At 65.2% G+C, this 15,746-nt stretch carries 12 protein-coding genes; 5 read left to right on the forward strand and 7 right to left on the reverse strand.

Going from position 1 to position 15,746, the window contains the following annotated elements; all coding sequences use genetic code 11:
• Positions 1–36: 36 nt before the first annotated feature.
• Positions 37–2,799: a LuxR C-terminal-related transcriptional regulator gene (locus tag KHO41_RS35910; RefSeq protein ID WP_211957983.1), complete on the reverse strand. Its 2,763-nt coding sequence runs from the start codon at positions 2,797–2,799 to the stop codon at positions 37–39.
• 220 nt (positions 2,800–3,019) lie between these two features.
• Positions 3,020–3,784: an SDR family NAD(P)-dependent oxidoreductase gene (locus KHO41_RS35915; protein WP_211957984.1), complete on the reverse strand. Its 765-nt coding sequence runs from the start codon at positions 3,782–3,784 to the stop codon at positions 3,020–3,022.
• A gap of 137 nt (positions 3,785–3,921) precedes the next feature.
• On the opposite strand from KHO41_RS35915, the gene KHO41_RS35920 reads away from it, so the two are divergent.
• Positions 3,922–4,839, forward strand: coding sequence for a LysR family transcriptional regulator (locus tag KHO41_RS35920; RefSeq protein ID WP_211957985.1), 918 nt, complete (start codon positions 3,922–3,924; stop codon positions 4,837–4,839).
• A 259-nt stretch (positions 4,840–5,098) separates the two neighbouring features.
• Here the strand turns inward: KHO41_RS35920 and KHO41_RS35925 are convergent, their stop codons facing one another.
• On the reverse strand, positions 5,099–5,527 hold the full coding sequence (locus KHO41_RS35925) for a hypothetical protein (RefSeq protein ID WP_211957986.1): 429 nt from the start codon (positions 5,525–5,527) through the stop codon (positions 5,099–5,101).
• 241 nt (positions 5,528–5,768) lie between these two features.
• Complete coding sequence (locus KHO41_RS35930; protein ID WP_211957987.1) at positions 5,769–6,566, reverse strand: IclR family transcriptional regulator; 798 nt, start codon at positions 6,564–6,566, stop codon at positions 5,769–5,771.
• A 173-nt stretch (positions 6,567–6,739) separates the two neighbouring features.
• Here KHO41_RS35930 and KHO41_RS35935 point away from each other — a divergent pair, with 173 nt between their 5' ends.
• From KHO41_RS35935 to KHO41_RS35950, 4 genes are all read left to right on the forward strand, one after another.
• Complete coding sequence (locus KHO41_RS35935; protein WP_211957988.1) at positions 6,740–8,497, forward strand: FAD-dependent oxidoreductase; 1,758 nt, start codon at positions 6,740–6,742, stop codon at positions 8,495–8,497.
• 86 nt (positions 8,498–8,583) lie between these two features.
• Positions 8,584–9,342 (forward strand): SDR family NAD(P)-dependent oxidoreductase, encoded by a 759-nt coding sequence (locus KHO41_RS35940; protein WP_211957995.1) that lies wholly within the window; start codon positions 8,584–8,586, stop codon positions 9,340–9,342.
• 57 nt (positions 9,343–9,399) lie between these two features.
• Positions 9,400–10,755 carry an MFS transporter gene (locus KHO41_RS35945; protein WP_211957989.1) on the forward strand — a complete coding sequence of 452 codons (1,356 nt, stop codon included), beginning with the start codon at positions 9,400–9,402 and terminating at the stop codon, positions 10,753–10,755.
• Positions 10,719–11,945, forward strand: a complete 1,227-nt coding sequence (locus KHO41_RS35950; RefSeq protein WP_280519728.1) for an MFS transporter — start codon at positions 10,719–10,721, stop codon at positions 11,943–11,945. Before KHO41_RS35945 ends, KHO41_RS35950 begins: the two co-directional genes overlap by 37 nt.
• 22 nt (positions 11,946–11,967) lie before the next feature.
• Here the strand turns inward: KHO41_RS35950 and KHO41_RS35955 are convergent, their stop codons facing one another.
• The 3 genes from KHO41_RS35955 to KHO41_RS35965 form a co-directional block, all read right to left on the reverse strand.
• Complete coding sequence (locus tag KHO41_RS35955; protein ID WP_211957991.1) at positions 11,968–13,272, reverse strand: MFS transporter; 1,305 nt, start codon at positions 13,270–13,272, stop codon at positions 11,968–11,970.
• A gap of 66 nt (positions 13,273–13,338) precedes the next feature.
• On the reverse strand, positions 13,339–14,187 hold the full coding sequence (locus KHO41_RS35960; protein ID WP_211957992.1) for a class II aldolase/adducin family protein: 849 nt from the start codon (positions 14,185–14,187) through the stop codon (positions 13,339–13,341).
• Positions 14,188–14,298: 111 nt separating this feature from the next.
• On the reverse strand, positions 14,299–15,213 hold the full coding sequence (locus KHO41_RS35965) for a LysR family transcriptional regulator (protein WP_211957993.1): 915 nt from the start codon (positions 15,211–15,213) through the stop codon (positions 14,299–14,301).
• Positions 15,214–15,746: the final 533 nt, after the last annotated feature.

The following is a 15,746-nucleotide window of genomic DNA, read 5'->3' on the forward strand; positions in this document are numbered from 1 at the left end:
AATCCCTACACCGGTGGTGTAGGTCGGGGGAGAGGTTCAGCTCAGGCGCGGTGTCTGCGCCTCACGCAGCCGCGTGACGGCCTCGTCGCGGTTGCCGACGCCGAGCTTGGCGTAGACGTTGCGCAGGTGGTACTTCACGGTGTCGACCGACACATTGAGCACCCGAGCGATCTTCTTGTTGGGCATGGCCTGCGTGAGCAGCATCAGCACTTCGTTCTCGCGCTCGCTGAGCGTAGCGGTCGCCGTGTGCCGGGACGGTGCGGGATGCGCAGGCGGCGTCGTGCCTTGACCCGCATGGTTCGCCAGCCGCTGGGCATAGAAGCCCAGAACAGGGTCGAGCGACGGGTCGCGCGAGAGGTCCGCCATCATGGCCTCCACTTGCGGCGAGACGTCGAGCAGGCTGCGAACGAGGCCGAGGCGGTGACCGAGCCGCAGTGCTTCCACCAGATGGGCGCGCGCCGCGCCTGCGTCGCCGCGCCCCGTTTCGGCGATGGCCATCAGCACGTGCAGTGCGGCCACCCGGCACCAGCGGCCGCCGGCCCGGGACAGGCCCTGCAGAGGCGCGAGCCGCGCGAGCGCGGCGTCGAAATCGTTGTGATGCAGGTGCATGGCCGTGGCCGCCAGGTCAGCGCACACGCGCACCTCCCATGCCGTGCTGAGCGTGGCGCCGCGGTATTTCGCGGCGAGGGCATCCAACCCGCGCATGACCGACGCGGCGGCGTCGGTTTCGCCGGCTTCCAGATGGCAGCGCACGCGCAGCCCCTGCGCCGTCGCCAGCAGGCGGTCGGTCTTGCGGCGCTGCGCATAGCGTTCGAGGCGGTCAAGGCAGGCCAGCGCCTCGGTGCGGCGCCCGCCCAGCCACTCGGCACGCGACAGGGTCTGCAGCGCACGCAGCACGGTGTCGGGGATCGAGATGCGCTCCAGCATGTCGACGCGCGCGGCCAGCAACTGTGCGGCGGCATCGACGTCGTTCAGTTCGTACTGCGCTTCGCCGAGCAGCGCTGCGGCCATGCAGGCCACGCCCGCGTAGGTGCGGTCCTGCTGCTCGGACTCGGCCAGCACGTCGCGGAAGATGCGTTCGGCCAGCAGCACGTCGCCTTCCGCGGCGCGCGTCATGCCGCCCATGCAGCGGCCGAGCAGAATGCCGCGCGGAGCGCCGTCGCATTGCGCGCCGTCCTCGATCACCTGGCGCGCCTCGCCGTATTCGCCGCGATAGATGTGCATCCACGACAGGATGTTGGCACGTGCCGTGAATGCGAAGTCGTCGGCCCATGGCGGCGGGCGATGCAGTTCAGGCAGCAACGCGGCGACGGCGTCGGTGTCATCGCGAACGAGCGCCAGGCCGCCGCGCAGGACTGCCAGCACGTAGCGGCGGCGCTGGCGGGACGCGTCCGGCGCGTCGGGCCACGCGTCCAGGCGCATCAGGCTGGCTTCGAGAGCATCGCCTTCGCCCGCGTACATGTGAAGGTAGGCCATCGCCAGTTCCAGGCGGAAGCGGCCAGCGATGGTGGCGGCCGGCAGGCGGCGCAGCAGCGCTGCAAGCCGGCTCAGTTCGCCGCGCTTGAGGCGCTCCATCACGGCTTGCTCGACCATGTCGGCAGCGGCGTCGGCGCTGCCCGCGCAGACGGCGTGGCCGACGGCTTCCTCGACCAGTCCATGCGCCGTGAGCCAGTGCCACGCGGTGGTATGGAGACGATGGCGGTCAGCGTCTGGCAGCCGGGCGGCGCGCGCCTGCAGGACCTGCCGCAGCAGCGGATGCAGGCGGTACCAGGTACTGTCGCCCGCGGCGTCGCTGATGCGGAACAGGAAGAGCCCGTCGAGCGCCAGGCTGGCGAGGCGCCGCGCGATCTCCGGGCCGGCATCGGGCGTGGCAAGCAGGGTGGCGCCGAGAGCGCCGCAGAAGCGGTCGCAAGCGGACAGGCAAGTCAGCAGATGCAGGTCGGCCGGCTCAAGCCGTATCAGCACTTCGCGCTCGAAATAGCTGGCGAAGGTCTCCGCGTCGCGCACATGGACCGGCACGTAGCCGCTGCCCTGCTTGGCGCGCAGATCCACCGTGAACAGTTGCAGGCCGGCGGGCCAGCCGCCAGTCAGCTCATGGAGACGGCTGGCGTCGTGCGCGGCGATGGTGCCGAGCTGTTCGCGCAGGAAGCGCGCCGATTCGTCAGCGGAGAAGCGCAGGTCGTGCAGATCGAAACGGGCCGCCATGCCGCGCGCTTCCTGCCGGGCCAGCGACAGGGAAACGGGTTCCGGCAACGGCTGGCGCGAGGCGAGCGCGATGTGCAGCTGCTGCGGGGCATACTCGATCAGCCAGCGCAGCGTGGACAGCACGCACGGATCGTGCAGCAGGTGAACATCGTCGAGCATCAGCACCAGCTGGCGGCGGTGCGCGGCGATTGCGCGCACGAGCGTGATCACGCAATGCTCGGCGGCGCCCGGTGTGCTGTCACGGCCAGCCAGCAGTTGGGCGCTGTCGGAGAGAGACGGATCGACGGTTGCCAGACTGGCGAGCAGGGCGTCGAGGAAACTGGTGGGGTCGTCGTCTTCGGGCGTGAGCGATAGCCAGGCGACGTCGTAGTCGAGCGCCAGCAGCGAATGCCGCCACGCCACAAGGCTGCTCGTCTTCGCGCTGCCGGCAGGTCCCTGGATCGTCACGCAACGCAGGCTGCGGGCCTCGGTCAAGCGTTCGGTGAGGCTGTCACGCCGCATCAGCGGTCGGGCGCTGCGCGGCGGCGTGTGCCTGGTCGTCGAAATGGCGGGAGTGGGCGGCCGCGTGTCCGGCACCTTTGTGGCTGACGGCATGGCGGAGTATTCCTTGGAAGCCGGACGGTGGGCGTTTGCAGATTATAGGGACGGGTGGGCGGGCGATTGATGGCCACGGGACAGGCAACCCGATATGGGTGGGTCGACGCGCGGCGCGTTTTGCACACCTGCCAGCTCGCACCAGCAGGAGAAGGAGAGGGAGCATTCCGACCCGGCAGGCGCGATCGTCGAAGACCGCACCCGCCCGCCCGGGCTACGCTTAGACCTGCTGCTGGCCGCCGTCGACGAACAACTCGATGCCGTTCACAAAGCTCGCGTCCTCCGAGGCAAGAAACAGCGCGGCGCTCGCGATCTCGCCGGGCTCGCCGAGGCGCCCCATCGGGATCTGGGCAGCCAGGTAATCGGCGAGGCCCTGGCGTTGGGCCGCATCGTCACCGGCGAGGTCGAGCAGGCCGGGCGTGCGCGTCGCGCCCGGGCTGATTGTGTTCACGCGGACGCGGCGATCCTTCAGATCGAGAATCCAACTGCGTGCGAAGGCGCGCACCGCGGCTTTCGAGGCCGAATACACGCTGAATGCAGCCGTGCCCGCGCTGCCTGCCGTGGAACCAGTAAGAATCACCGACGCGCCCTGGGCGAGCAGCGGCAGCGCTTTTTGCACCGAGAAGAGTACGCCCTTCACATTGCGATCGAAGGTGTCGTCGTAGTGTTCTTCGGTGATGGTGCCAAGCGGCAGCATCGAGCCGCCGCCGGCGTTCACGAACAGCACGTCGAGATGCCCCTGTTCTTCCTTGATCTGCGCATACAGTGCGTCGAGCTCACCCAGCTTTGTGGAATCGACACGTACCCCAGTCGCGTTGCCGCCTGCTTCGCGGATGCTCTTCACCGCGGCATCAAGTTCTGCCTGACGGCGGCCGGTGAGGTAGACGTGCGCGCCTTCTGCGGCGAAGCGCTGCGCCGTAGCGAGGCCGATGCCGCTGGTCCCGCCGGTAACCAGTGCAATCTTGTTGTCGAGCTTGCGCGCCATGGCGTTTCTCCTTTCGTTCGGTAAGTGAGTAACTGTGGTGTTGGGTGCTGCCATGTGACGAGAATATCGACGCCCCGGTCTTTTCGAAATAGAATTGATTGCAATCTAACGTTGCAAAAATGAAAAGATGAGGGGTAATGGCGAGACTGCCTGATTTCGAAGGACTCGCGATGCTCGCGAAGGTCGCCGAGGAAGGATCGTTCTCGGCCGCCGGGCGCGCGATGGGGGTGTCGGTGGCCACGGTCTCGCGTGGCGTCGCTCGTCTGGAAGAGCGGCTGGGCGCTCGGCTTTTCAACCGCACATCGCGCGAGCTCTCGCTTACCGAGTTCGGCCGGACGATCTGTGAGAAGGCCGCAGAGATCTACCGTCAGGCCGAAGAAGCAGAAAGCGCCGCGCGCGAGATGTCGGTGCAGCCTCGCGGACTGGTGCGCCTGGCCGTCCCGATGTCGTTCGGGTTGCGCTGGGTCGCGCCGCTGCTGCCCGGCTTTTTTCGCGCGTACCCGGAGGTGTCGATCGACCTGCATCTTTCGGATGCGTCGGTCGATCTGGTTGCCGACGGGTATGACGCCGCACTGCGCATCGCCGCGCTGCCAGATTCGTCGCTGGTCGCGCGACGGCTGTGCGCGGTCACACAATTCGTGGTGGCGTCGCCGGCGTATCTGAAGCGCGAAGGGCGGCCCGCCCATCCGCGCGAGCTGGCGGACCGGCCGTGCCTCTCATACGCGTACCGCGCGCGCAGCAATGTGTGGCGCTTCACGAACGCTGTGGGCGAGGAGGAGTCGGTCATGCCGACCGGCCCGTTGCGCGTGACGAACTCGGATGCGCTGCTGCCCACGCTGCTCGACGGCCTCGCAATTGCCGAGCTACCCGAATTCATCGCTGCCGAATATCTGGCTGATGGCCGTCTCGAAACGATCCTCACCGACTGGTCGCTGACGAAGGGCGGCCTTTACTTCGTCACGCCATCGGCGCGTGCGCGTCCCGCGAAGGTGGCTGCGATGTCCGATTATTTTGCCCAGCATCTCTCCGAGCCGTCATGGCGATGGCCGAGGTAGTGCGTTGGCGAGGTTGTGCCGCAGCCAACGCGTTCGCGGTGACGCGAACCACTGGATGATTGCATTGATGAAAGGCCGCTTTCGATCGAAGCGGCCTGACGGCATGTCGTGAGGATTGGCCGCTTCTGGCGGCCGGTTGCCGACCTCGATGAAGCCAGCAGGGATCGCCGCGCACACGCTCACGGCGCGCGCCCTGATCCTCCCGGTGAGATCCGCCGGACGTGGTTGCCGGTCCTTATCTCGGATTGCCCGCCTGCTGTCAGGCCATTTCACTGGCCGCTTCGCCAGCCAGCGCGACTTCCGTCTCTCCGGCCACCGTGCTTTCCGCAATCGCGTTGTGGTGTTCGGAAACCATGTCGCCCAGACCGATGACGACGGTGATATTCGGCGTCCAGTTCTTGCGGTCGGTGCTGACCTCGGCAAACGTGGTCACCGTTGCGGTGTAGCCCTGCGCTCGGAGATCGTCGGCAAGCCGTTGCGCGCGCGGTTCAAGCGCGGCTTGCGGATTGTCTTCGTTGATGTCGAGTACCAGGCTGGTCTCGAATTCTTCCTTGCCCCTCTGGATTGCCGTTTGCATTGCCTTCAGTTGCTTGTTCGCGAGCGCGACGAGCTTGCTGTACCGGGATTCTTCCTGGCTGGTGCGCAATGCCTTGGCGGCGTTGATGATTTCAGTGCGGTCCACGAACATGATTGCCTTTCGAGGTGGGGGAGAGAAAACGCAGCCGCCGCACGGGCCTGACCTCAAGGGCCAGCTTTTCCGAATGCGACGGCAACTGTATAAATATACAACTGTATAAATATACAGTCATCGCCACATAACCGGCAAGACCTAGTCACTTTCTGGTCTTAGTTTTGTTTGGCGAAGACTAACGGCGTCATGGCTATCCCGCCATACGCCCGTCTGCGCATGTCTTCGTTCTGCAGGCCCGCTACGACCCACGGTGGCCAAGCCGCTTCGAAACGGCCTGTGCACAAGTGCCCAAGGCTTTGGCGACCGGGCCGTCCCAATCGGTATCGACCGTGCCGGTCGGCCCCATGATGGTGATGGTCAGCGCAATGTTTCCCGAGTAGTCGAACACCGGGGCGGAGAAGGCGACGATCCCGGGAGTCGGATGGTTGATGCTGCGGGACATATGGCGCGCCCGGGCTTCCTTGATCATTTCCTCGACCACGGTGGCGTCCAGCGGATGCGCGATATCGGGGCCGAGACGTACGCGGTCGTCCAGCAGCAGCTTCTCGGTGAACTGGCGCGGCAGAAAGGCAGAGAAGACCCTGCCGGTCGCGGTGTTGGCGAGCGACATGACGGTCCCCGTGCGGATATTCGTGTGAATGGGGTAGGACGCATCGATCAGCCGCACGATGACCGGCCCGAGGTTTCCCCATACGGCGAGCGCGACTGCGTGCGAGGTTTCTTCTGACAGCGCTTCGGCGAACGGTGTGGCCTCGCGGATCGGATTGAGCGTCTGCAGGCTCGTCAGTCCCAGCTGAATCGCCATGGGGCCGAGCAGGTAGTGGCCCGTCACCGGGTCCTGCGCCACGAGACCGATTTTCCCGAAGCTCACCAGGTAGGGATGGATCTTGCCGGACGGCATGTTGGCTGCCTTTACAAGATCGCGCAGCGCCATCGGGCGGGCCTCGGACGCCAGCACCTTCAGGATTTCTCCTCCGACTTCGATCGACTGTATGCCGCGACGCTCGCGCTCGGGTGCCGGTTCGGTGTGATCCACGGTACGTCCCTGCCATGAGATGGAATGTGCACGCAGTATAGCATTAGATAATATCTAATGAACAAGCATAGGGTTAACGGGTAGATATATTCAATTGCGTTAGTACTAATCTAGCAATCATGGCGACGACCCGGACCCACCGGCCAACCGCCCGCACTTGAATGGAGAAGTCGATGTCTACACTGCAACAGGAAACATGTGACGTCCTGATCATCGGATCGGGCGTTGCCGGCATGTCGGCGGCCATTGCCGCCGCCAGCCGGGGGCTGAAGGTGATCGTGGCCGAGAAGGCGAGCTACTACGGCGGTACCACGGCCCGATCGGGCGGCTGGCTCTGGGTGCCCAACACCCATCTGGCCAAGGCCTACGGTCACCATGAAATGCCGGACCAGGCGCTGACCTATATCCAGAATCAGGCCGGCGCCGGGTTCGACGAGGCGCGGGTGCGCGCTTTCCTGGCCAACGGCCCGAAGGCCATTGAGTTCTTCATGTCCAGGACCGCGGTCCAGTTCGACATGCCGCTCACTTTCCCCGACTATCACGCCGAGGCGCCGGGCGCCACGCAAGGCGGCCGCTCGATGGTGACCCGCCCCTACGACGCGCGCGAGTTAGGGCCGCTGCTGAAGACGCTCGGCCCGGTGCTGCCGGAGTTGACGGTCTTCGGCGTGACGATCGGCTCGGGCAAGGAGATCGTCCACTTCATGCGGGTCACGCGTTCGCTCGCGTCCGCGTGGTACGTCACCAAACGCCTGACCAGGCATTTCCTGGAGGTAATGAAGTACGGACGGGGCATGACGCTGACCAACGGCAACGCACTGGCCGCGCGGCTGGCGAAGTCCGCGGCCGACCTGTCGGTTCCGGTCTGGCTGTCGTCGCCGGCGGTGCGCTTGCTGCGGGATGGCGACCGGGTAACGGGGGCGGTGGTGGAGCGCGAGGGCCAGCGCGTCAACGTGACGGCGCGTCACGGCGTGGTACTGGCGAGCGGTGGATTCCCGCATGACCGCGAGCGCCGCAAGGAAACCTATCCGCACGTGCGGGCCGGCCATGGCCACTATTCGCCGACCCCGCAGACCAATGTGGGCGACGGCGTCCGCATGGCCGAAGAGGTCGGCGGCATGTTTGACAGGACGCTGTCGAATGCCGCCGCATGGACGCCCATGTCGCTTGTGCCGCGTAAAGATGGCACGACGGGCATCATGCCCCATTTCATCGACCGTGCGAAACCCGGCGTGATCGCGGTTAGCCTGGATGGCAAGCGCTTTGCCAACGAGGCGAACTCCTACCATGATCTGGTGCAGGCGATGATCGCCGCCTCGAAGGGCAAGTCCGAGACGGCGTGCTGGCTGGTTGCTGACCACGCCGCCATCCGCCACTACGGCCTTGGCTTCGTCAAGCCATTCCCCATGCCCCTGGGCCCGCATTTGCGTAACGGTTACCTCAAGCGCGGCAAGACGGTGGAAGCCCTTGCCAAGCAGATCGGTGTGGATGCGGCGACGCTCGCCGCCACCGTTCGCCAGTACAACGACTCCGCACAGTTCGGCCGCGATCCCGAGTTCGGCCGTGGCAGCAAGGCCTACAACCGCTACCAGGGCGATGCGCTGCATGCGCCCAATCCCTGCGTTGCGCCGCTCGCCGCCGGACCGTTCTATGCGCTCAAGCTCGTGCCGGGCGATCTGGGGTCCTTCATGGGAATCCGCACCAACGAGCATGCGCAGGTGGTGTCGGCAGACGAGGAGCCGATCCCCGGCCTCTACGCCGCTGGCAATGATGCCGCGAGCATCATGGGCGGCGAGTACAACGGCGCGGGCATCACGCTCGGTCCGGGCCTGACATTCGGTTACATCGCAGGCAACCACATTGCCGATCGCGCGCAGGTCAAGCACCCGAATCCGGTCGCGGCGGCTGCGCGCGTGCCGCTGGCCATGCACTGATTTCCCTCTCGATTCCTGCCATCCCGCGACCGCACGACGGCGGCCGCGTGGGGGCGCTCACGCTGAATTTCTTTGGATCCATCATGATGATTCCTCCACTACTGGCCGGGAAGGTCGCTTTCATTACCGGCGCTGGGCAGGGCAACGGCCGGGCCATTGCCCTCGGTCTTGCCGAGGCCGGCGCGACGGTCGTTGTGACCGACATGAACGAAGCCAATGCCCACGAGACCGCCGCAATGATCGACGCCCGCGGACACGCGGCGCGCGCCTGCGGACTGGACGTGACCGATGCCGGCCAATGCCGTGCCGTTGCGGCGGCGATCACTGACAGCGTCGGTCCCATCGACGTGCTGGTGAACAACGCCGGCATCCTGATCCGCGAAGGCATCGACAGCGTCAACGCGCTGCACAACCTGCAGCAGGTGATGAAAGTCAATTGCGAAGGCACGTTCAACGTCTGCCACGCCTGGCTGCCGGCCCTGCGTCAGACGCGCGGCGCAATCGTCAACGTCGCGTCGATCGCCTCGTTCTCCGGTCAGCCGAACACGCTCGGATACTCGCCCTCGAAAGGGGCGGTGAAGATGCTGACCCAGTCCCTGGCAGCCGATCTTGCAGCCGATGGTGTGCGCGTCAATGCCATTGCACCGGGTGTCATCGAAACACCGATGACCGTTTCGACGCGCTCGGATCCGGCGAAGCTCGAACGCTTCATGAGCCGCATCCCGATGAAACGCGTCGGCAAGCCGGAAGAACTGGTTGGGGCGGTGCTGTTCCTGGCCTCGTCGATGTCCACCTACGTGACCGGGGTGACGCTGCCGGTCGACGGCGGCTACCTCGCCGCCTGAGTCCCATAAAGAGGCGGGCGCGGACAAGTGCCTGCCCAATTGTTCAGGAGACAAACGATGACACAGGCATCTCGCACCATCGACGTGCAGTCCTTCATCGACACGGCACGCTTTTCTTCCTGCCAGTGGCTGGTCCTTGCATTGTGCTTTCTGGTCGTGGCGGCCGACGGCTATGACACGGCCGCGATCGGCTTTATTGCGCCATCGCTGGCGCACGAATGGGGGATTGCACGAAGCGAACTCGGTGTCGTCATGAGCGCCGCGCTTGCCGGGCTGAGCCTCGGCGCGATCTTCGCGGGACCCGTGGCAGATCGCATTGGCCGCAAGACGGTGCTGGTGGCAGCGGTCACGTGCTTTGGCGCGTGGACGCTCGTTGCCGCCCACGCGCAGACCATCATGGCATTGACGGTCTTGCGGTTCCTGACCGGACTCGGACTTGGCGCGGCAATGCCAACGACCATCACGATGATGTCGGAGTACGCGCCGGCCCGTCTTCGCTCGCTGACGGTGAATGCCATGTACTGCGGTTTCTCCGCGGGTCTGGTCGCGGGCGGCGCGGCATCGGCCTGGCTGATTCCCCACTTCGGCTGGCCTAGCGTGCTTACAGCTGGCGGCATTGCGCCGCTGGGGCTTGCCGTGCTGCTGCTGGCGCTGCTTCCGGAGTCGGCCCAGTTCCTCGCGGTGCGTGCCGGCGCGGGCGAACGGATCGCGGCAATCCTGAAGCGCATCGATCCCCGGCAATCGCTGGAACACTGTACGTTCGTCGCACCGGTGGCCGTGGCCGGAAAGCATGGCAAAGCCTCGGCGCTTGCACTGATCCTGTCGGCCGGATACCGCCGGCGCACCTTCCTGCTTTGGCTGGCGTGCTTCATGAGCCTGGTGATCTACTACCTCATGACCAACTGGATGCCGACGCTGTTCCGTGAAGCCGGCTTCAGCGTCGAACGTGGCGCCTTGCTGGCATCGCTGTTTTCCCTCGGCGGCTTGCTGGGTAACCTGGCCGCCGGCTGGATGATGGACCGCTTCAACGCCAACCGTACGATCGTCGTCGCCTATATGCTGGCTGCCGCGCTGGTCGTCATGGTGGGACGCAGTATCGACCATCCGCAGTTCCTCGGCCTCTCGCTTTTCCTGTGCGGAACCGTTGTCACGAGCGCGGCGACTTCGATGTCGACCTATGCGGCCAGCCTCTATCCGACCGAGGCACGTACCACTGGCGTCGCGTGGATGCAGGGCATCGGGCGAATCGGCGGCATGGCGGGGGCGTTCATCGGCGCGGGCTTGCTTGGCCTTGGCTGGGGCTTCGCCGATGTCTTCGGATTGCTGGCCGTGCCCGCAATGGTGGCGGCGTGCGCTGTGTTCGTGATTGCGAAGCCATGCCAGGGTTACCCCGTTGCGAGGGCGGCGGAGTGAAGCTGTTCGGGCCTCTCTGCGTTGCGGCGGCCATGAGCATGGCCGCCATGCGCGCCTGTGACGCCTTGTTGCCAGCGCTGTCGGCGGACTTCGACGTCCCCGTCGGCGTGGCCGCACGGTCCATCTCCGCGTTTGTATTGACTTACGGCGTCATGCAACTCGTATTTGGACCGCTCGGCGATCGCTTTGGCAAGCTGCGCGTCGTCGCTGTCGCGTTGTCGGCGTGCTCCCTCGCAAACGTGATGGCGGCCTTCGCCCCGACCATGACTTCCCTTGCGGTGGCACGGGGCTTGTCCGGCGCGGCGGCGGCAGGGGTCATCCCGATGAGCATGGCGATCATCGGCGACACGGTTTCGGTCGAACACAGGCAGCAGACTCTCGCCTATTTCCTCCTGGCGACCATCGGCGGGCTGATCGGTGGTCAGTGGGTATCGGGGCTCATGGCTGACTTTCTGCACTGGCGCGCTGTCTTCGGTGTGCTGGCAATCGGGTCAGGAATCGCTGCATTGCTGGTGCATGCGCACGCCTCTGTGCGGACAGCCCCGGAGAGCGAGCGATGCAAGTGCCAGGCAGGATTCAGGACTGTCCTCAAGGCGCCGCAAGCGCGACTCGTGCTTGCCGTCACGGCGATCGAGGGCCTGTTCACGCTGACAGGGTTTGCCTTCGTGCCGGCTTACCTGCACAACCGCTTCGGGCTCGGTCTTGCGGCCGCTGGTGCGGTGATGGCGATGTATGGCGTTGGTGGACTGGCCTATGTGACGTTGTCGCGCGTGCTGATCCAGCGCCTAGCGCCTGGAACGCTCGCCAGCCTGGGCGGCGTGCTGCTGGGTTTCGCCTTTGCCATCGTGGCAATTGGGCCGCGGTGGGAGTGGAGCGTGGTCGGCTGCTTCCTCGGCGGACTCGGCTTCTACACGCTTCATAACACCCTGCAGGCCCAGGCCACCGAGATGTCACCACAGGCGCGCGGTACGGCGGTTGGTTTGTTTGCGGCGAGCCTTTTCCTTGGCCAGGCAATCGGCATGGGGATGGCTGTGGGCGTGATCGGCGCGTTTGGCGAGCGATCCCTGTTCTATGCCGCTGCCGTCGTGCTCCCGATGCTGGCTACGGCATTCGGCCGGAAGCTCCGCATGGGGGCCTCCATGTGCTGTCGTGGCCAGGGGAAGCGCATGACGCGCGGCCGCGCCCCATGAACCGGGAGCGGCCGCGGGCAGCTCAATGATTCACCACCTTCTTCGGTACCGTCAGCACGATCGCCGCGGCCACGACCAACGACAGGGCGACACAGTACAGGCCGATATCGGTGCTCTTCGTCATGTCCTTGATCCAGCCCACGAGGTAGGGGCTGACGAAGCCCGCCAGGTTGCCCACCGAGTTGATCAGCGCGATCCCGGCCGCCGCCGCGGCGCCGCCCAGGAAGGCTGGCGGGATCGACCAGAACTGGCACAGCGCGCCCAGGATGCCCACTGTGGCGAAGGTGAGCGCCAGGACCGCCATGGCAGGTTGCTGCGCGACCAGCGTGCTGGCGACCAGGCCGAGCGCACCGACAACGGCGGGCAGGGCAACGTGCCAGCGACGTTCCTTGGTACGGTCCGAGCTGCGGCCGATCATCACCATCGCGATGGCGGCGGCGCCGTATGGCACCATGGTGAGCAGGCCCACATCGAACGCGTCGGTGACACCGGAAGCCTTGATCAGCGTCGGCAGCCAGAAGCTGATGCCGTACAGGCCCATGATGATGCCGAAGTAGCAGGCGCACAGCACCCAGACCCGCGCATTGCGGAAGGCGCCGCCGGCATGGTGGACCTCGATCTTGTCGGACTCGCGTGCCAGTTCCCGCTCGAGCAACGATTTCTCGTCGTCGGTGAGCCACTTGGCGCCGTGGATCTTGTCGTCGAGATAGAAGAAGGTGACGATGCCGGCCACCACTGACGGGATGGCTTCGATCAGGAAGAGCCACTGCCAGCCAGGCATGCCATTGACGTCATGGAAGCGGTTGAGGATCCAGCCGGACAGCGGGCCGCCCACCACCCCGGCGATGGGGATGCCGGTCATGAACAGCGCCGTGATCTTGGAGCGCCGCGAAGCCGGGTACCAGTAGGTCAGGTAAAGGATGATGCCGGGGAAGAATCCCGCCTCCGCCACGCCCAGCAGAAAGCGCAGGATGTAGAAGGCTGTCGGCGTCTTCACGAAGATCATCATGGCGGATATGACGCCCCAGCTGATCATGATCCGGGCGATCCACTTGCGTGCGCCGAAGCGATGCAGCATGAGGTTGCTGGGCACCTCCATCAGGAAGTACCCGATGAAGAAGATGCCGGCGCCCAGGCCGTAGATCGTCTCGCTGAATTTCAGGTCCGACAGCATCTGCAGCTTCGCGAAACCGACGTTCACGCGGTCGAGGTAGGCGAACACGTAGCAGAGGAAGAGGAAGGGAATCAGTCGCCATGTCACCTTGGCGTAGGTGGCTTCCTCCACGTTGGCATGCACGGGGGCATGGCCATGCGCAGTCTTCAACATCGTTTGTCTCCGGTAATTATCCTGGCGGGCCATCGGTTGGGGGCGGCCCGCTTGTCGCATGGCGTGTCAGTCGAACATGTCGGGGCTGGTCTGCACCAGTTGCTCGTAGATCGGCTGGAAATGGAGCCAGCCGATGTACTCGCTGCCGACGTGCTCGCGGCTGTAGCGCGAACTGAGTTCCGGGATCATCTTCGGCTTGGCGCCGGTGGCCTCGACCAGCAACTGCTGCTGGCAGCAGCGTTCCAGCGCGATGAACCAGAAGGCAGCGGCCTCGATGCTGTGGCGGCTCACGGTCAGCAGGCCGTGGTTCTGGTGGATGGCCGCCTTCACACCCTTGAAGTAGTCGCAGACCGACATGCCGGCCTTCTCCTCGACCGCAACCGCGCCGGCCTCGTCCTTGATGACGACATGGTCCTCGAAGAACGCCGCTGCATCCTGCGTGATCGGGTCGAGCGGGCGGCCAAGCGCGGCGAACGCGGTGCCGTAGACCGTGTGCGCATGGCACATGGCGACGATATCGGGATTCGCCTCATGCACGGCGCCGTGAAGCACGAACCCCGCGCGGTTCAGCGCATAGGAGCCTTCCACGACCTTGCCGGTATGGTCCGCCAGGATCAGGTTGGAAAGCTTCACCTGCGAGAAATGCACGGCCATCGGGTTGGTCCAGTACAGCTCCGGAAACTCCGGGTCGCGCACGGTCAGGTGGCCGGCAAAGCCATAGTCGAGGTGGTGCAGCGCGAAGGCGCGGCAGGCGGCCACCAGCCGTTCCTTGCGGTACTGGCGCTCTTCGGCGAACGTCGCGAATTCCGGCAGGTTGGGAAACTTCAGGCCAGCCTGCTTCGGGCGGTAGATCGAGTTGTTGGAAGGATGGGAAACCGTGCGGCGCAGTTCGGCTTGTTGTGCGGGGGTGCTCATGCTTGCTCCAGTCTGGGGAATCGGTCAGTGACGCGAAGGTACATTGCGTGAGAGCGACCGATCTAGGCGGGAGCGGCAATAAGATTTATTGCGCCGGCATATAAGTGCGCATCAAGGCACGGGCGCTTGCCACGGAGGCTGCGCGAATACGCCGACAAAGTAATCCACGAAAGCGCGAATGCGCGGCACCAGCTGGCGTTCGGGCAGGTAGACGGCGTAGATCGCGGTGTCGTCCCGCGCCTGGTAGTCGGACAGCACAGCCACCAGCTTGCCGGCGCGGATGGCCGGCAGTGCCAGGTGTTCCGCGCACCGCATGATGCCGATGCCGTCCACGCACAGCGCGAACAGCGTGCTGCCATCGGTACTTCGGAAGCCGCCCTGTACCAGCACCTTTTCCAGCTTGCCGTTGATCATGAAGGGCCAGCGGTTCAGGTGTTCGCGCGGGGCATCCCAGACCAGGCAGTGATGGCGCGCCAGCCCCTGTGGCGTCACCGGGACGCCATGCCGGTCGATATAGGCGGGGGCGGCCACGACGACACGTTGCAGTTCGCACAGCTTGCGGCTGCGCAGCGACGAGTCCTGCAATTGGCCCATGCGCACCGCGACATCGAAGTTGTCCTCGATGAGATTGACCTGCGAATCCGACAGCGAGAACCGGACCGTCAGCTTCGGATAGGCCGCAAGGAAGCCCGGCAATGCCGGGACGATCTGGTCGATGCCGAATGCCTGCGGGACGCTGACCCGCAGATCGCCGGTGGGCTCGCTCGAGCGGATGCGGGCCTCGGCCTGCTCGACGGCATCGAGCAGTTCGTTGCAGGAAATAAGGAAACCTTCACCTTCGCTGGTCAGGCGTTGGGTGCGCGTGGAACGGTGCAGCAATTGCACGCCCAGGCGGCGCTCCAGGCTGTTGATGGTCTGGCTCACAAAAGGCTGGCTCACGTTGAGCGCATGCGCCGCCGCCGTGAATCCGCCAGCCTCTACGACGGCCTTGAAAATCCGCATTTCCAGCAATCTGTCGTCTTTCATGGCAATGCCCCTGAGCGGAGGGATGCTGCAAGTGGACGACTCAATACTACATCCGCGTTCGCGTTGGTTCACATCAATGCGGGTCTGACCGCATTAGAGGAAATCGGTTGCCCCCTGGTCCAGGACGCGGAATACCCGGAGTCAGCGGATCCTCCGACCCTGTGCGTCAATCACGGCCTCGCCGTCCTCTTTGGAGAAGGGGCATCGCCGAATTGCGGGGGTATCGTTCTTGGCATGCGCGGCTGTTTCGCCGGCGTAGCCGGCGGGGCTTTTCGTTGGGGGTGGGTTATCGCTCTTCGCTGGCGCGGCTGTTTCGCCGGCGTAGCCGGCGACCTCCTTTTGTCCGAGCGACAAAAGGAGGCAAAAGCGCGTTTACGTGGTCAATCAAGAGCTCAATGCCATTGAGGCATCAGAGGACCGCTGGACTGCCTGCCGCGTAGATGATTAGGATGGGACAGCGCGTACGAGCGAACCCGGATTACGGAGTGGTCCCTTCTAACAAGGCCTTCACGGGGACGCCTACGGCTGCGCTA

Origin of the sequence: Cupriavidus numazuensis (assembly GCF_905397435.1) — a bacterium.
In the GTDB taxonomy this organism is placed as follows: domain Bacteria; phylum Pseudomonadota; class Gammaproteobacteria; order Burkholderiales; family Burkholderiaceae; genus Cupriavidus; species Cupriavidus numazuensis.